The sequence below is a fragment of the Neobacillus sp. genome (genome assembly GCF_031988165.1).
GTDB lineage: Bacteria > Bacillota > Bacilli > Bacillales > Cytobacillaceae > Neobacillus > Neobacillus rhizosphaerae.
The window spans coordinates 1-17,887 of the sequence record NZ_DALZYO010000044.1 but is presented as its reverse complement, the minus strand read 5'-3'; the positions used below and the strand labels follow the sequence as shown (position 1 = coordinate 17,887).

Genomic DNA, 17,887 nt, shown 5'->3' with positions numbered 1-17,887 from the left:
CCTTCTTGAAATTATTTAACTTATTAAAGAGAAATAGTTGAGCGATTTTATATTCATAAAATTCTAATAAAGATAAATCGAGTGAGTAATTTATACCTCAAATCTGTCGCGGGAGAATTTCGTTAATATCTCATATCCTGATTCAGTAACTAGCACGGATTCTTCCATCGTTAAACCAAACTCGTTAGGAAAAATAAATTTAGGCTCGATAGCGAGTACCATACCTTGTTCAAGTATTGTATGATTAAAAGCGGAGATTAAAGGCGGCTCATCGATTTCTAAACCTATACCATGACCAACATATTTAAATCCATATTGCCCTAATCCCATAAATTCTTCTTTATATCCACTTGAAGTTGCTGTTGATTCTGCCTTCTGGTAAATATCTGAAACCAGCGCTCCTGGACGTATCAGGTCAATGGTAGAATCAAGTACTTCAATTAATTTCTTTTGTAAATTCTGAAGTCTATCATTAGCCTTTCCAAGCACAAAGGAACGGGCTTCATCTGCATGATAACCTTGATAAATGGTACCTTTGTCAATAACGATCAAATCACCATTTGAAATTTGGCGGTTTCCTGCTCCATAGGGCCTAATGGCACTCCTGCCTAACCCCGTCATTGTCATCCAATTACCTGAAATAATACTTGTATTTTCACCTGATACTACAACCCCAAAGCTTAATCTATTATTTGACCCTCGCTGGATCATATTACCTTCATCACCATATGAAAATGTCACTTCTTCAATTGACTTTTGAAGTTGTATTTCTGTCATCCCTTTGTGTAATATTGATAGAGCATGATCAAACCCTTTACTAGATATATCAGCTGCCATTTTAATTTGTGAAATTTCAAAATCTGATTTAATCATTCTTTGCGACCATACTAAAGGTTGAACATCAACGAATAAAGCATTTGGTATTTTTCTTTGCAAATTATGAAATAAATTAATATTTATGACATCAAAAGAAAGCCCTAATACTATTTTTCTTTCTTCGTATACTTCTTTTAACGTTTCTATAATACTTCCGATCCCCATTGATGGTCTCACATCTGATATATAGCTGTCTTTCTTTCCGTGTTCTAAGTTAATTCTTACTAATAAAATTGGATCTTGATCACTTGGTACTATGAGTACACTATTTACTCCAGTACCTGAATAATAATAGATTTCTTCCTGTTGAAAAAAAATGGCGCCATCAATATTTTCATTTTGCAGCCGTCCTTGCAGCTTCTTAATTCTTTTGGTAAATTCACTATCAACATTGTCAACAGCTTCGGTCATTCTTTCAAACACTATTTTCCCTCCAGAAAAAATAAATAAAAGAGTAGCATAATCACCATATTTATCTATATCTATAATTTTACATCTTTTTTTCTTTCTAAAGTTATAAATTTCCTCTGCAATCTTATAATGTGGAAATTTTATTCATATTTTCTTTTAGTTTATGTTTCATTATTTTACCAGCAGCATTTCGAGGTAATTGTTCAACAAAATAGACAAATTTAGGTATTTTATATCCGCCTATCTTTCCCCTGCAATAATCTCTAAGCTCTTCTTCATTAACATTACTCTTATCATTTGGAACGACGATTGCTGTAACTATTTCTCCATATAATTCATGAGGAACACCAATAATTGCTACCTCTTTTACGAATGGATGGGTAGATAATATATTTTCAATTTCAGCTGCATAAACATTTTCATCTCCAGTAAGGACCATATCTTTTTTTCTATCTACTACAAAATAATCTCCGCTTTTCAATCGAATAGCCAGATCACCAGTGTAGTACCATCCATCAATAACGGCCTCGTTTGTCTTTTCAGGCTCTTGCCAATACCCCTTTAGAACAGTATCTCCTTTAACAAGTATCTCCCCAACTTGATTGTCAGGAACTTGGTTTCCATATTTATCAACAAGTTTCACTAACATACCATATATCGGTTTACCTGCACTCATACCAGATGCTTTAATATTAGGTAATAAGTCTAATTTTTCTATTTCTCTTTCTAAAGTGCTCTGACTAATTACATTACTCATGACATGTGCGGTATTTTCTGTCATACCGTATATATTAGCTACGACAACTCCATGTTCTTTTGGGAACATTGAAAAGAATTTAGTCATCGTGGAATCTGATGAAAATCCACCACCTGTTGATACTGTTTTTAAACTAGTAAAATCATAGTTTTTAATTAGTGGATGGTTCGAAAAGATTTTCAATTGTGTAGCAGTAATATCCAAATCATTAATTTTATGTTTTTCAATTAATTCTGCTACCTCTGCTACGGAAAAGTCTGAGAAGACACAAGTCATACCTAAAGCTATTTTATTAAGGCCCATCATTACCCCAATATGGAAAAAAGGGAATAAACACATTCCTACATAGTACCTATAACGGGGTAGCTCTATTAGTTGATAACCACACATTGATGTCATATTTTTGTGTGTAATCATAGCTCCTTTTGGATTTCCCGTTGTACCGCTTGTATAGCATAGAAAGGCTACGTCATTTTCTTCTACTTCACTTTCAACAACATCATCTTTTGCAGAACTAATGATATCTTCAAGGTTTAAACTTAAATTATCCTTTTCTCCAATATTTATATAATTTTTAACTCCTTTTATTTCACTTTGAATAGTGGAGATTTTTTCCTTATACAAATCCTCATAAACGACTGTATTTGCTCCCGAATGAACGATAATATACTTTAATTCTTCTGCAGAAAGTCTTGTGTTTAATGGTACAGCAATCCCGCCAAAAGCGAAAATTCCAAAATAAAGTTCAAAGTATTCCGGTCGATTACTTAAGAGAATGGCTATTCGATCACCCTTGTAAGAATTTAATTGTTGTAATCCATAAGCGATTTTTCTTGATCTTTCATAAAATTGCTTATATGTCCTTTCAATACCTTTATATACTGTAGCTATCTTATCAGGGTATTCCATGACAACATTTTCAATTATGTTACTCATTAACACGAATAATCACTCCTTTAAGATCTAGGATTTATTTTCGTACGTTAAAGAACCTATATTTCATTATAATTCCATTTTCTTAGCATTAATTAGTTTCATAATCTCGTTAGTCCCAGCATAGATTGCTGCCACCGGTATATCTCTATACCTTCTAGCAATTTCATATTCTTCCATATACCCGTAACCACCAAATAATTGCATGCATTGTGAAGCTACTCGTTTGGCCATTTCGGTATTCCACCATTTCGCCATAGATACCTGTTTTACAATTTCTCTCTTATTTATATGATTTTCAACTAAATTATTTATGAAGTTTCGTCCTATTTCGATTTCCGTTGCCATTTCCGCAATCTTAAATTGAGTATTTTGAAACTTACTGATAGGTTTTCCAAAAGCAGTTCTTTCTTTCGTATATTTAATAGTCAACTCTAACATTTTTTCAGCTGCTACTTGTGCTGCAATGGCAACAACTAGACGTTCTTGCTGAAGTTTTTCCATTAAATAATAAAATCCTTTTCCTTCTTCACCTAATAGGTTTGAAACTGGAACTTTAGCATCCTCAAAAATTAGTTCTGCAGTATCTTGGCTATGAAGACCAACTTTATCTAGTTTTTTCCCTCTCTTAAAGCCAACTGCATCACGCTCTACTAATATTAGACTTATACCTTTATGATCATTCACCTTTGGATCCGTTTTACATGCAACAAGAATCAAATCTGATTGTATGCCATTTGTAATAAATGTTTTTTCTCCATTAATGATATAATGATCTCTAACTTTTACAGCTGTTGTTTTAATATTTGCTAAGTCCGATCCGCTCCCAGGTTCTGTCATTGCAATTGCTGTTATTAAGTCTCCGCTTAGACACCCAGGCAACCATTTCAACTTTTGCTCTTCTGTTCCAAATGTATTTAAATAAGGTACTACAATATCATTGTGATTGGATACTCCAATTAAACTAGAACCAACCTTTTCTAACTCTTCTATTAAAACAACAGAATATCCAAAGTCAGCATTCATGCCTCCATATTTTTCATCAACATATGGGCAAAGAAAACCATTGCTCCCCATTTTTCTCCAAAAATCACGTGGGATCATACGATTTTTTTCCCATTCATCATAATAAGGATATGCTTCCTTCTCTAGAAACTTCCTTAGAGAAGTTCGGAGGATTTGGTGTTCCTCTTGTAAATAGGCCATAAAAATATCCCACCGTTCATTTTTAAATGATGAAAAAAGAGTAAAACTCCTTACGCAGCCACGTTAAGGGATTGATTACTGAAATAAACAATTTCTTTAACCAAACTGATTTTGGTTGAAAAATTAAACAATATTCGGATGTCCAAAACCGTAACATTTTCTTAGTATTTCAATAATTTCACCATGTGTACATCCCACACTTACGGCTAAAATTGTTTCAGCGAATATATTTAATTCGTCATTAGTTGTTGCAGCTACAATTCTACTTAAAGCTTCATCAACTTTGCTTTTATCTCTTCTTTTTTTGAAATTCTCTAAACGTTTTAGATGTTTTTGAACTAGTTTTTGATCTACCCTTGTAAGATTTGGTCGTTTATCTTCACTCTCATCGATTTGATATTTATTTACTCCAACAATTACTTTTTGGTTACTATCAACTTGTCGTTGATATTTTTCAGCTGATTCACCTATGACTTTTTGAACATAGCCCTTTCTTACCGCTTCTAACATACCACCCATTTCATCAATCTTTTGAATGTAACCCCAAACTTCTTCTTCCATTTGATCTGTTAATCTTTCTAAATAATAGGAGCCGCCTATCGGATCAATTACATCGGCAATACCCGATTCCTCTGCTAAAATATTTTGTGTATTAATAGCAATTCTAGCAGCTTCCTCAATTGGCGTCCCTAGCGCTTCATCATATGAATCTGTATGAAGTGATTGCGCACCTCCAAGAATCCCTGCCATAGCTTGAATAGTTACTCGTACAATATTGTTTAATGGTTGTTGCCTTGTCAGCTCAGCGCCAGATGTTTGACCATGAAATTTAAACCGCAAAGAGCGTGGATCTTTTGCTCCAAACCGCTCCTTTAATAACTTCGCCCATATTCTTCTTCCTGCACGGAATTTTGCAATTTCTTCGAACATACTAATACTGATATCATAAAAAAATGTAAAACGAGGTGCAAAAGTATCAATTTGTAATCCCTGTTTCATTGTTTCTTCTATATAAGTAATACCTGTCGAAATCGTAAATGCTAATGCTTGGGCAGGAGTAGCTCCAGCCTGTTGCATATGTTGGCCGACAATACTCACTGGATTCCAATTTGGAACATATTTGTTTGTGTACTTTATGTGGTCTAACAAAATCTTTAAACTTCCCTCTAGAGAAATACGATAAAACATATGGTTAGCAACAAAGTGTGAGATGAAATCGGATTGGTTACTTGTACCTATTATTTTGGAATATGGAATCCCTCGACGATCTGCAATGACTAATAACATGGCCAATCCAGTAAAACCTATTGGATCATTTAGTGCAATACTGATTTTGTCTATTGGGATCTGATCAAAAGCAATTTCCATGTCCTCGATTGTATTGATCGGTGTTCCGCACGTTCCAACGAGTAGAGGATCAACTGCATCGGCATCATAACCTCGATAAAAACTGTTACAAAATATTAAACTTACAGCATTTGACCCTGCCTTTATCATTTCTCTTTGCCTTTCATTAAATCTTTCAGGAGTATCCAGTCCTATTAATTGTCTTCTACTCCACCCTCTACCTCGATACATCGTAGGGTACAACCCACGAGTATATGGATATTCCCCTGGATAGGACAGTGTTTCTTCTTTAATATCGTGAGCAGTGTAAATTGGTTTTATCGGTATTCCTGACAGGTTATACTTTAAGTCTTGCTCTGCAGGAACTCCCCTCATTTTCTGATATTCTTTTGACCATTGCTGATAATTATCTTGTTTATTTTTCTCCATTCAAACACCTCATTTTATACTTGTTTTACCCATCAGATTTTCTACATATTCAACAATAGAGTCCAATGTATCTCCAGGATGAAAGATCTTTTCAACACCAGCATTCAATAGCATTTCTTCATCTTCTCTTGGAATAATCCCTCCAACAAGAACTTTTTTATCCCCTAAGCCTTCACTTTGTAGAGCCTCAATTAATTTAGGAACAATTAGATGATCATATGCTAATGAACTAATGGCAACAATATCAACATCTTCCTGAAGAGTGATATTTACTACATCCTCTATCTTCTGCCAAGGACTAGTATAGATTACTTCCATTCCTGCATTTCGAAATGAACTGGCCACAACACGTGCACCTCTATCGTGACCATCTAATCCAATCTTTGTTACTAAAACTTTTATCGGTCTTTCCATTTTTCACTCTCCTCCAATATCTGTTTTATAAGAGTCTAGTAAATGATTTATATTTAACTACTCCCGTAGCAGGATCAAAAGTAATAGTTTTTGAGTTTGGTAAAATTCAGTCATAAATAAGGTTGTTACTACGTAATGAATTTCTGGAGAAAACGTTACCGATTCATAAATGGAACAAATTAGCATTAAGATATTTTGATTAGAGTTCCCACACAAAAGAGAAAGCGCTATCAATAATTAGAATGATAAATCAAACGTCAGCTTCCTTTTTAAGAAATCGGGTAAATAAATGGTTGGCGGCGCATTCAGGGTTTATTTTCCTATCAATTACTTGTTTAAAAATGTCATTCCATTCTGCCCCATTCAATATTTCATTTTCTATATAACTCAAAAATTTCTCTTTCAAACTCTCGGTTAGTTTATACGTTGCATGTGCATTTTCAATCCTTTCTCTTTCACCTGTTTTGTTAATTTCATCCCACCTTACCTCCAATTTTTCAATAAGATCCTCTATTCCTTTATCTTCCCGTGCAGAAGTTAATAAAACTGGTACCTTCTTTCTCTTGATAACTGATTCTGTATGAAGCATTTGTTGAATCTGGTTAGCAGTAATTTCAGCACTTGGTAAATCTGCTTTATTAACTACAAACAAATTGGCAATCTCCATAATCCCAGATTTCTGTGCCTGAATTTCATCCCCTAATCCTGGTGCAGTAACTACTATCGTTGTATGTGCTAAATTCATGATTTCTATTTCTGACTGCCCTGAACCAACTGTTTCGATTAAAATGCAGTCATACCCAAAGACATCCATAAGTGTAATTATGTTTCCAACTGATTTGGACAATCCACCAACTTGCCCTCTAGATGCTATGCTTCTAACAAAAATTTCAGGGTTTTTCTGAGAATTAGACATTCGTATTCTATCACCTAAAATTGCACCATTAGAAAACGGACTACTAGGATCAATTGCTATTATGGCAATTGATTTTCCGTCCATTTGTAATTTGGAAGCAACTTTGTCTACCAATGTACTTTTCCCTGTGCCAGGTGAGCCCGTTATTCCAATAATGTGTGCTTTACCTGAACTCAAATATATTTTTGAAACTAACTCCAAATAATTTTCTTCATTGTTTTCTACGATTGTTATTGCTCTTGCTAGTGCTCTTTTATTACCAGATTTAACACCTTCGATAATTCCTGAAAATTCCAAATGATTGAAACCTCCCTTACTCATATAAATTGAAATGATATCGATTAAGTATTCATAGGCAAAAACGATCTACGCTTTCAACATGGATTACTCAATTCCTAATAATGTTGCAATTGCTGGTCCTCCTCCAGCACATAAAGTGGCAATTCCTAACTTTTTATTTTCGATACGTAACTCAGTCATCAAGGTACCTACTAATCTTGCTCCAGTATTCCCTGGTGGATGACCAAGAGCAATGGCACCACCATTCACATTGACTTTTTCGATAGGAATTTTAATTTCTTTTATACAAGCAAGAGCCTGAGCTCCAAAAGCTTCATTAATTTCTAATAAGTCAATATCATCAATCGTTAAATTATTTCTTTTTAATAATTTGTTAATAGCTGGAACTGGTCCATATCCCATAATTTCTGGAGCAACTCCGATAGAGACCGTATCAATAATAGAACCTTGGATTTGATATCCGTTTTCTATTGCATAACACTTTTCCATTAGTACAAGTGCTGAAGCACCGTCACTTAATGGTGGGGAATTTCCTGCTGTTGATATCCCGTTAATTTCAAAAGCAGGTTTCAATATTTGCAAATCATTATATGTAGTACTAGGACGAGGACATTCGTCTTTTTCAACAACGATCTCACCAATCTTAGTGCTTAATTTAATCGGAATAATTTCTTCTACAAACCGTCTTTTTTGTATCGCCCTGGAAGCTTTTTGCTGACTTTCTAAAGCAAATGCATCGACTTCCTCCCTTGTCAGAGCCGCATTTCTACCTACAGTCTCAGCAGTAGTCCCCATATGAGTTCCAAAAAATGCATCGTCTAAACCATCATAATAAAGCCCGTCTTCTAAACTCTTACTACCACGTCTGTACCCCCATCGGCCATTCATATCAATATAGGGAACATTACTCATACTTTCAAAACCACCTGCTATCACAACTTTAGCCTTACCTAATCTAATTTGATCAGCAGCTATATCAATTGCACGAATTCCTGAAGAACATTGCTGATTAATTGTTATGGCAGATGCTTGCTCACTAATACCTGCTCGAATTGCAGCCTGTCTTGCTGGATTTGCTTTTTGTCCTGCTTGCCATACAACTCCCATGATCACTTCATCAATATCATTAGGGCTTACTTTTGATCTCTCTAAAACTCCTGAAATTGCAATTGTACCCAAAGTAACGGCAGAAATGTCTTTTAAAACACCACCAAACCTACCTATAGGTGTTCTTGCATAAGAAACAATGACAGCTTCTTTCACTTTCCAAGCCTCCCTATATTAAAAATTCAAACAGTCAGTATTTTTTTGAATCTCTGTTTAAAAAATATAACATTTTCTAGATATTGTCAATGTGTTTTTTGAATTTTCAGTTAACAAAAGACAAAATCTCTTTAGTTTTTATATATATGATGTCAAATCAGTACCCATTAGCCCATATTTAGTCTTTTGTTGGTTTTGTTTTAAAATTATCAAAATAAAAAACGGCTTGGAGTAAAACTCTAAGCCGTTTTTTATTTGAATTATGGTGTGATTCCCACTGTCAATATCATGAGATATAAGTTCTTATTTCGCTTGTGAATGACTGTTTTGCCCCTCACAAGTAAACCCTTTATTCTAATGCATATGGGGTTCATTTTCCTTCCCTCTTGAACAAAGGCTGCTTCTTTATGCTGCTTTTTTGATCTCTATTTTTTTCCCTTCCTTACGCCACTTCTTAAATTCAGCTGTTGCTGTGAATAGGACGTCTGTGGATGAGTTAAGAGCCGTTTCAAAGGAGTCTTGTAAAACACCGATGATAAAGCCTACTCCAACTACCTGCATCGCAACATCATTCGGGATTCCGAATAAGCTACATGCTAGAGGAATCAGTAATAAGGAACCACCGGCAACTCCTGAAGCACCACAAGCACATACAGCTGACAGTACGCTGAGTATGATGGCTGTAGGTATGTCCACATGAATGTTTAGTGTATGAACAGCCGCAAGTGTCAGTACAGAAATCGTAACAGCGGCACCAGCCATATTGATGGTTGCACCTAATGGAATCGATACAGAATAAGTATCCTTATCCAAACCTAGTTTTTCACATAATTTCATATTTACAGGAATGTTAGCAGCTGAACTGCGTGTAAAGAATGCTGTAATACCGCTTTCCTTGATGCACTTAAATACAACTGGGTACGGGTTTTGACGAATAGCTGTGAACACAATGATTGGATTGACTACAAATGCCACAAACAACATGCAACCAATCAATACAGCAAGTAATTTTCCATAGCTTAGTAATGATTCGATTCCATTTGTCGTAATAGAGTCTATAACTAAACCCATGATTCCCACTGGCGCAAACTTGATCACCCATGTAACCATTTTGGAAACGGCATCTGAAAAATTAGAAATCATCGTTTTGGTTGAATCTGGAGCATTTCTCAAAGCTATTCCAAGGACGACCGCCCAAGCTAAAATACCGATATAGTTGGCATTATAAATCGCTTTTACCGGGTTATCCACAACGTTCAACAGTAATGCTTTGAGGACCTCAGTAACACCACCCGGTGCTGCCAAATCCTCAACTCCCTTTGCAAGGGTTAAACTTACAGGGAAGACAAAGCTTACGATAACTGCAATTAATCCAGCTAAAAAAGTTCCTAACAGATAAAGTCCAATAATCGATTTCATATTCGTTTGGTGACCACTTTTGTGTTGTGCGATGGCTGACATAACTAAGAATAATACCAATACAGGTGCAATGGCTTTTAAAGCACCTACAAATAAAGAGCCTAAAATGACAATAGGTTTTGCAACATCTGGGATCGTTACAGCCAGAATAATACCAATAATCAAACCTACAATGATTTGTTTTACCAGACTCACTTGATTCCATTTCTTCAATAGATTTTTCATAGATGTTTCCCCCTCTAGATACTTCGACTAGTCCTATTAAACTATCAAACTAATAATATTATAGTGAATATTTAGATATATTACAATAGTAGTTAGGGGCTGGTGCATTTTCCCTTTGCATCAAAAGTTTATCAAGATGGTATAGACTACTGAGGAATTGTATTTTGTTACAATGTCTACAAGTCATGACCAGGAAATCCAAAATCAAGCTTTATCACAAGATGATTTCACCTTAACCGCCAAGCAGATAGAATACGCCCTCTCCTTAATCGAAAAAGTAAAAAATGAATTCGAATTGGCCATCAATCCTACCAAATTAACCATTAAAGATTTGAATAGATTGATTGCGTACAATCGTTACAAGAATAAAGGGACTCATATTAACCTTGTAAAAAGGGGGTATTGAGAAAAAGATAGACCCTCATACTTGTTCAAATTCAAAAAATCCTTAGCACTACTAGGAACGGTTTCACTTATGAGGTGCAAAACAGTAAATCGCACGACTAATCATAAAAATATTCACCAATAAATTCGCAGGATATTTTACATAAAAATGGCTCGGAGCAAAACATCCTCCAAGCCATTTTTCTTTATAAAATCCACCAATTAGTTAAAGGGCAGTTAGTTGAACAAGCACCTTTTTTCTATTACGCATAATATTCGAAATGCGCAATTAACTTTAACAAATTATATCCATAATCTATTTAATAATTTATAGTTAAGTTGTATTAATATGTAAGGTTTAGGATAATTAAAAATATCGCTAAACCCCACAATTAAATACCTTACTACTACAATTTGGAGGGAGATTACCAAATGGCAAAGATAAAGAACGAACAAATTGAAATAGCGCCCCTCAAGGCTGATGATCGTAGTCGATGGAATGTCTTGGCACGGAGCTATAAAGCATTTTACGAAACGGAACTCCCAGACAAGAGTTACGATGAAGTTTGGGAGTGCTTGCTAAACGACCATGAAATTTTCGGTTTAGGAGCATACCTTCAAGGAAACTTGGTCGGTTTCACTCACTTCCTATTCCATCGCACAATCTGGATGGAAAAAGCATGTTACTTACAAGACCTCTTCGTAGATGAAACTGCTCGCGGACATGGTATTGCTCGCGCACTCATTGAGCAGGTAGCTCAATTTGCTCGTGAACATGACTCTACTAAGCTTTACTGGCAAACTCGTTATGACAATACTACCGCTCGAGCTCTTTACGACAAGATTGCGAATCACAATGGTTTCATACGTTACGATTATCCACTAAATTAGAACAAGCTTGCTATCCGGCTCCCATAGGTAAGCGGATACCTTTAATAATGCTTCGCTTTTTGTATCAAATACAACATAAAAGGTCATTTCTCATATTAAACCTGCTCGTAAGTGAAAAAGCGTTCCCCCATTAAATAGCTCTTTCACACTGGATAAACTCTATAATTAAGAGAATGTTACGAAAGCGGAAGCACCTTGTCAATATGACATTATCTCTTTTTGCAAGGATTTTAAAACATATCCTAGCAACCTAAATATCTATGACTCTCCTAAAGAATATAAAAGCTTTTATTCAAAAATAGAAAATAATGGAAAGTACATTTACTTAATCTTAGGCAAAGATCCTTCTGGGAATAATGGTCACTATGCCACTGAGGATATTACCATCCCCTTCCCTATAGCTGCTCACTTAAAGAATGCACAAATGAAGGAAAAAGCAAATGACATGATAATAGAAGGCAGTATATAGACCGGGCCATGTTCACCGGTCTATTTTTTTCGTATCTTCTAATTAATCCTTACTTTCAAATTGAGTAGGATCAGGAGAAATGGGAATACCATAATTATTCAGCAGTTGCATAATAAGGAGAAACTTCACTCATCAAATAGATTGGTTAGTTATTTATAGTTTTCATTTGCTAAATCCACCTTCATTGTGAATTTGTTCAATAATCCCTCTTCCACTTGGCCTTAGGGGTTTCTCGAGCTATTCCAATTTCATGGATTTTCTCTAGTATCCCTGACCTTTTACTTTGAATTTTCTAAAATAAATTTACCCATTTCAATTGCACAATCCTCACTTTGAGGATAGACTCCTACATTATCAGCATACGCATGTCCAAAACCTTTATATAAAACCGTTTGTGTTTCTACCCCTGCCTTAGCCAACTTTACTGCATAGGCTAGGCTTTCTACCTTGAGATAATCATGTTCACCTACTGTAATAAAGGTTGGCGGTAAGCCCTTAGGATTTCTCTTATATGGCGTTAAATATTCATTATCTATTTCTGTAGTCCCTAATATATTCCCTAATGATTCTAGTGAGCCAAACATGTCTAACATCGTTTTAATACCTGATCTATGTTTAGGCGACATCTCATATTCATCAATGCTCCATTTGTAATACTCATCTTCAATTCCAGCCATGTTTACTGTCGGATAAAGTAACAGTTGTCCCTTTACCATTCCTAATCCATCTTCCATATCCCTGGTTGTACAATATTGTGTTAAATTACCTCCTGCACTATCCCCTGCAACAAAAATATTACCCCTATCCCCACCTAAACTTTCTGCATTATTATAAATCCATTGTAAAGTAGAATAACAATCTTTATGACCTGCTGGGTATGGATTCTCTGGAGCAAGCCTATAATCAACTGACACTGCAAGGATATCTGTATTCTCTACTATTAACTTAACAAACTCCTCTACAACATCAGGAGAACCTCCAAAGAATCCTCCACCATGGATGAAATATAAAACCGGGGCATTTTTTCTCGTTGTTTCTGATGTATAAATTCTTATCGGAATCTGATTCCCGTCTTCTCCTGTCACATGTCTATGTTCTATTTCAATATTCTTTTGAACGATAGGATTACTTTTTACCCCATTAAACATTTTCCGAAGCCTTTTAATTCCTTTTGGTGAAATGTCCATCTTCATTAAAAATTTCGGCATATATTTCATTAATAAAAGCTGATTTTTCATATCTTTATACAGACGTGGATCCATTGCACCTTTTTCATCACTGTCTGGCAAGTTTTTAACTAGAACCTCTACACCCTTCAGCATAATGGTTTCTTCACGTTCAACAAGCTTATCTAATAATTCTTTTGAGTACCTTCTTTCCATACCTAAACACCCTTTTTTCCAGATTATCTTTTATCTTTTATAAACGAAGAAAAGAAGTCGCCCTGAGTTTTAACCTCTCAGTTTTGGAGACTTGTTCTCATCGAAACACTTAAAGGGTAATCTAAAGTCAAGTTTTGACGTTTTTTCACCTATTTTTTCATCAATCCACGGATTCCCTTTAGAATATGTCCATTCATTATATCTATGAGTCCCTCAATCCTTTTAACTGATAACGCACCTTGTGACAACATACCCAGCTGACGCAGGGGCATATCTACTGCCATTTCCTGTATCATCTTCACAATGTCACCTGAATCACCCTCGTCCCCTGCGAACATTTTCATTGTCGACTTTTCTATTTGCTTATTCATCATACGTCCAATCCAGTGAACTCTGATATCTCCTAGCGTAGAATTGGGCGTAAAGGGTCTTAGGATACGCTCTTCCGGTACTTTTCTTCCTAAAACTTCCTCAAATTGTTCCTTTGGGACATCATAAGTTCCTGGTTGTAAAAGATTGTAATAGCCCGGTGCTGCTGTACGATAATCAGGTATCGCTCCCTCTTGACTACTATCAACAGTAACCGTATCATTCAATCGTATATCTCTTGACGAAGCACCAATTTCAATCTTATAATCGCCGCTTTCCACAAACCAGTCTTTCACATTAATATTATAGTAAGCAAATGCACGCCTTTCCAATGTAAATGTAACCGTCTTACTTTCTTTCATCTGCAATTCCACTTTTGCAAAATCTCTAAGTTCACGCATAGGTTTATATATAGTACTTTCGGGTGCTGAAATATACAACTGAACAATTTCCTTTCCAGCCTGCTTTCCGGTATTGGTAACGACCACCTCTACTTGAAGTGTATCTCTGTCTCCAATCTTCTTTGCACTAAGCTTTAATCCCGAATAGGTAAATGTTGTATAGGAAAGTCCGTGTCCAAACGGATACATCACCTGTTTTTGCGCTTTATCATAGTAACGATATCCCACATAGATACTTTCCCGGTATTCAATATTGCCTCCTGTGCCAAAATGAGCAATACTAGGGGTTTCAGTAAGTTTTAACGGATAGGTTTCTGCTAGTTTACCACATGGAGAATAATCCCCAAAAAGCAAATCATATGCGGCGTAACCACTGTTTTGTCCCGAAAGATTCATCAAAAGTATTGAATCAACTTTGTCACGCCACGGAATATTTACAACTCCCCCTGCACTTATGACAGCCACTATCTTTTTTCCGGTAGCAACCAGTTCATCTATCAATCTAGTGTGTGCTTTTGGCATATTTAAATGAGTACGGTCAAATCCCTCGCTTTCATAGCTATCCGGTAATCCAACAAAAGCAAATATCACATCCGCTACTTTTGCTACTCCAATTGCTTCGGTAATCAAAGCTTCATTCGGTTCATCACTTGTGGCCGAATAACCTGGTGCAAAAGAATAGTTTATATTTTCCGCATCAAAGGCATCTGTTACGGAAGTGATCCGAGTTGGAGATATCTTTGAGCTTCCTGCCCCTTGATAACGGGGAACCTTGGCAAATTCACCTATTAAAGCAATCTTCTTATTTTTGTCTACCGGCAGTACATTTCCTAACTTCAACAACACTGCACTTTCACGTGCAACACGTCGTGCCAATTCATTATGTGCTTCTGCATCATAAGGTGTTGCCTGTGTTTTCTCTGCCTGTAGTGCGATAGCCGTCATTCGCACAGCACTAAGATCAACAAGTTTTTCGTCCAATTTCCCTGCTCGAACCGCATCAACAATCAATCGGTCCGAAGCTCCATCAAAAGCCGGCATCTCCAAATCAAGTCCCGCCTGGATACCTTCAACCCTGTCATTCATAGCTCCCCAGTCCGTTACTATGGCTCCCTCAAATCCCCATTCACCACGAGGAATGTCTGTCATAAGAAGTTTGTGTCCAGAAGCATAAATGTCGTTTATCTTATTATATGAACACATCAATGTCCAAGGTTGCGCTTTCTTTATCGCTATTTCAAATCCAGTAAGATATATTTCTCTCAATGCCCGCTCATCAATTACCGAATTTGAGATAAGACGCGCTTTTTCCTGATTGTTCGCAAGATAATGCTTCAGGCTGGTACCTATGTTTTTACTCTGTATCCCACCAATGAGTGCTGCAGCCATTTCTCCAGTCAGAAGCGGATCTTCTGAAAAGTATTCAAAGTTACGGCCACAAAGCGGACTGCGCTTTATATTGGCTCCCGGTCCCAGAATCACAGCAACCTCCTCTTGTACACATTCCTCTCCAACTGCAATACCCATTTCATATAATAAATCACGGTCAAAGCTGCAGGCTGTTGCTACAGCCGTAGGGAAACAAGTAGCTGATACCGAATTATTAATACCCAAGTGATCGGAATCTCCTGCCTGTTTACGTAAACCGTGGGGACCATCCGTTACCATCATTGATTTTATTCTAAGACGTTCTATTTCTTTTGTATTCCAGAAATTCTTTCCCGAACAAAGACTGGCTTTTTCCTCAAGAGACATCTTCTTCACAAGTTCCTTTGCTCTTGGTAAAACACTTTTTAACGTATGATTGACTTTTTCCATGCTAACTCCCTCCCTTCTGCGCTCTTTTGCGCGATAACAATTGAATATATAGTTTCTTTCTGCAAAAAATCCACCACCGTGATAGTAAACAAACATAGGTAAATTTGTTCTGGTGTTCTTTCTTTTATACTTTGGTTAAACATTATTACTGTGATGTATTTTTTGAATAATTAAATTTTATCTGATAAAGTAATACTTGTATTTCAAATTTGTTTTAAAAATTATATAAAAGGCACGCCCCTTTAGAAAGTGGGTAATATACATGAATTTAAATGAATTAAGATATTTAAGTAAAGCACTTGCCAAATCCACAAGTGCTTCTGTAAGACTTTACCAAAAAGAAAATCAAGTCTACTACTACTCGATATATCCCATGAATCCGGATCCTTTTCTGCTTTATGAGAAAAACATGCTACAGTCTGAGCATATTGCCGGTATCATTACTACCGACTTGTTTCAATTTTATGGTTATGTTTCATTGGATGATGATTATCGAATTGTGATAGGTCCATCTTCCATTTTAACGAAAGACAAATATAAATTAGATAACCTTTTATTTTTATTGGATGTAAAAGAAAAATATCATGAAGAATATATTGGAAAACTGAAGTGCGCCCCCTCTATTTCTGCCGAACGTATAGGATGGCTCCTTTCCTTTATTGCTTCCACTATCAATAAGAATCCTCTTTTTGTAGAAGACGTATTTGTAGAAACAAAATCAGAAAATCATCAAGATGATATTATGAATAGCAGTATGCAGAATACATTATTTTTTTCTGGTGAAAAAGAATCCAGTACTCTTTTTATCGATAACTATCAAAATGAAAAAATGCTATTGTTCTATATAAAAAATGGTCAGCCTGAAGCTTTAAAAGAATTATTCAGTGCCTTTCCTAAAATAAAGGCCGGAACAATGGCCAATGATACCTTGCGCCAACTTAAGAACATGGGAATTTCTTGCGCTACCGTAGCTTCTCGGGCCTCAATCGAAGGGGGATTAAATGTCCAGACTGCATTCCATTTATCTGATTTGTATATTCAAAAGTTGGAAATGCTTCGCAATGCTGCATCCATATACCCATTAATCAAGCAAATGTTATTAGATTTTGCCGAACGTACAAAACAGGTAAAATATAATTGCAATAGCTCTTCTAAATTATTTTTAAAATGTGCAAATTATGTTTCCATAAATTTGTTTAACAATATCAAGATTGAAGAAATAGCTGCCGAATTCGGAATATCACGCTCCCGTTTGAGTAATCAGTTTCACAAGCAAACCGGTATTACCTTAACACAATATATTTTGCAAGAAAAAATTTTAGAATCTCAGCGCTTACTGCAGTTTACTAACAAAAGTAATGCTGAAATTGCATTACATCTGGCTTTTTCCTCGCAAAGTCATTTTCAAACAGTATTTAAAAAATATACCGGCATAACCCCAAACAGATTTAGGAACGCCAAATCAGATTTATAATTTGCTTTGTATCTGTTTTTTATAATCATTATATAGAATTGGGTTTTCATAGAGCCTTGGAAACAGACCGCTTTTGCAGATGCTTTGAAATCTCTTTAAGGAACATCCGTAGCAATTCTTCTTGACTTCTCCCCATTGATAAATCCATGGGATTCTTTTTAAACCTTCATCAAAGCCGCCTATCAGCCGGGGCTTCCAGGTCT

The 17,887-nt window shown here is 35.9% G+C and carries 14 protein-coding genes; 3 read left to right on the top strand and 11 right to left on the bottom strand.

Annotated elements, in window-relative coordinates:
• Positions 1-90: 90 nt before the first annotated feature.
• From RTR43_RS21480 to sstT, 8 genes are all read right to left on the bottom strand, one after another.
• Positions 91-1,299, bottom strand: a complete 1,209-nt coding sequence (locus RTR43_RS21480; protein WP_312475057.1) for a M24 family metallopeptidase — start codon at positions 1,297-1,299, stop codon at positions 91-93.
• A gap of 112 nt (positions 1,300-1,411) precedes the next feature.
• The gene (locus RTR43_RS21475) at positions 1,412-2,980 is read right to left on the bottom strand and encodes a class I adenylate-forming enzyme family protein (RefSeq protein ID WP_312475104.1); all 1,569 of its coding nucleotides are present in this window, start codon (positions 2,978-2,980) and stop codon (positions 1,412-1,414) included.
• A 66-nt stretch (positions 2,981-3,046) separates the two neighbouring features.
• Positions 3,047-4,183, bottom strand: coding sequence for an acyl-CoA dehydrogenase family protein (locus RTR43_RS21470; protein WP_396954609.1), 1,137 nt, complete (start codon positions 4,181-4,183; stop codon positions 3,047-3,049).
• Between the two features lie 123 nt (positions 4,184-4,306).
• Positions 4,307-5,959, bottom strand: coding sequence for an acyl-CoA mutase large subunit family protein (locus RTR43_RS21465; RefSeq protein WP_312475055.1), 1,653 nt, complete (start codon positions 5,957-5,959; stop codon positions 4,307-4,309).
• A 9-nt stretch (positions 5,960-5,968) separates the two neighbouring features.
• The gene (locus RTR43_RS21460; protein WP_312475053.1) at positions 5,969-6,373 is read right to left on the bottom strand and encodes a cobalamin B12-binding domain-containing protein; all 405 of its coding nucleotides are present in this window, start codon (positions 6,371-6,373) and stop codon (positions 5,969-5,971) included.
• A 250-nt stretch (positions 6,374-6,623) separates the two neighbouring features.
• Positions 6,624-7,586 (bottom strand): methylmalonyl Co-A mutase-associated GTPase MeaB, encoded by a 963-nt coding sequence (gene meaB / locus RTR43_RS21455; protein WP_312475050.1) that lies wholly within the window; start codon positions 7,584-7,586, stop codon positions 6,624-6,626.
• Positions 7,587-7,673: 87 nt separating this feature from the next.
• Positions 7,674-8,852, bottom strand: coding sequence for a thiolase family protein (locus tag RTR43_RS21450; RefSeq protein WP_312475047.1), 1,179 nt, complete (start codon positions 8,850-8,852; stop codon positions 7,674-7,676).
• Positions 8,853-9,257: 405 nt separating this feature from the next.
• A complete protein-coding gene (gene sstT / locus RTR43_RS21445) occupies positions 9,258-10,496 on the bottom strand; it encodes a serine/threonine transporter SstT (RefSeq protein ID WP_312475045.1) in 1,239 nt (412 codons plus the stop codon).
• A gap of 172 nt (positions 10,497-10,668) precedes the next feature.
• Here sstT and RTR43_RS21440 point away from each other — a divergent pair, with 172 nt between their 5' ends.
• Both RTR43_RS21440 and RTR43_RS21435 read left to right on the top strand, forming a co-directional pair.
• Entirely contained in the window at positions 10,669-10,902 is a 234-nt protein-coding gene (locus RTR43_RS21440) for a hypothetical protein (RefSeq protein ID WP_312475042.1), read from the top strand.
• 410 nt (positions 10,903-11,312) lie between these two features.
• Positions 11,313-11,771, top strand: a complete 459-nt coding sequence (locus RTR43_RS21435; protein WP_312475040.1) for a GNAT family N-acetyltransferase — start codon at positions 11,313-11,315, stop codon at positions 11,769-11,771.
• 747 nt (positions 11,772-12,518) lie between these two features.
• Here RTR43_RS21435 and RTR43_RS21430 read toward each other — a convergent pair.
• Both RTR43_RS21430 and RTR43_RS21425 read right to left on the bottom strand, forming a co-directional pair.
• On the bottom strand, positions 12,519-13,622 hold the full coding sequence (locus RTR43_RS21430; RefSeq protein WP_312475038.1) for an alpha/beta hydrolase: 1,104 nt from the start codon (positions 13,620-13,622) through the stop codon (positions 12,519-12,521).
• Between the two features lie 149 nt (positions 13,623-13,771).
• Positions 13,772-16,210, bottom strand: a complete 2,439-nt coding sequence (locus RTR43_RS21425) for a glycoside hydrolase family 3 C-terminal domain-containing protein (RefSeq protein WP_312475036.1) — start codon at positions 16,208-16,210, stop codon at positions 13,772-13,774.
• A 262-nt stretch (positions 16,211-16,472) separates the two neighbouring features.
• Between RTR43_RS21425 and RTR43_RS21420 the strand changes: the two genes are divergently transcribed.
• A complete protein-coding gene (locus RTR43_RS21420; protein ID WP_312475034.1) occupies positions 16,473-17,684 on the top strand; it encodes an AraC family transcriptional regulator in 1,212 nt (403 codons plus the stop codon).
• Here the strand turns inward: RTR43_RS21420 and RTR43_RS21415 are convergent.
• A partial coding sequence (locus RTR43_RS21415) for a hypothetical protein (protein ID WP_312475033.1) occupies positions 17,679-17,887 on the bottom strand: 209 nt, incomplete at its 5' end. The two genes, RTR43_RS21420 and RTR43_RS21415, sit on opposite strands and share 6 nt — an antisense overlap.

Coding starts and splice junctions, on each gene's coding strand:
- RTR43_RS21475 (WP_312475104.1), bottom strand. CDS start 2,980: ATGAGTAACATAATTGAAAATGTTGTCATGGAATACCCTGATAAGATA.
- RTR43_RS21470 (WP_396954609.1), bottom strand. CDS start 4,183: ATGGCCTATTTACAAGAGGAACACCAAATCCTCCGAACTTCTCTAAGG.
- RTR43_RS21465 (WP_312475055.1), bottom strand. CDS start 5,959: ATGGAGAAAAATAAACAAGATAATTATCAGCAATGGTCAAAAGAATAT.
- RTR43_RS21460 (WP_312475053.1), bottom strand. CDS start 6,373: ATGGAAAGACCGATAAAAGTTTTAGTAACAAAGATTGGATTAGATGGT.
- sstT (WP_312475045.1), bottom strand. CDS start 10,496: ATGAAAAATCTATTGAAGAAATGGAATCAAGTGAGTCTGGTAAAACAA.
- RTR43_RS21440 (WP_312475042.1), top strand. CDS start 10,669: ATGTCTACAAGTCATGACCAGGAAATCCAAAATCAAGCTTTATCACAA.
- RTR43_RS21435 (WP_312475040.1), top strand. CDS start 11,313: ATGGCAAAGATAAAGAACGAACAAATTGAAATAGCGCCCCTCAAGGCT.
- RTR43_RS21430 (WP_312475038.1), bottom strand. CDS start 13,622: ATGGAAAGAAGGTACTCAAAAGAATTATTAGATAAGCTTGTTGAACGT.
- RTR43_RS21425 (WP_312475036.1), bottom strand. CDS start 16,210: ATGGAAAAAGTCAATCATACGTTAAAAAGTGTTTTACCAAGAGCAAAG.
- RTR43_RS21420 (WP_312475034.1), top strand. CDS start 16,473: ATGAATTTAAATGAATTAAGATATTTAAGTAAAGCACTTGCCAAATCC.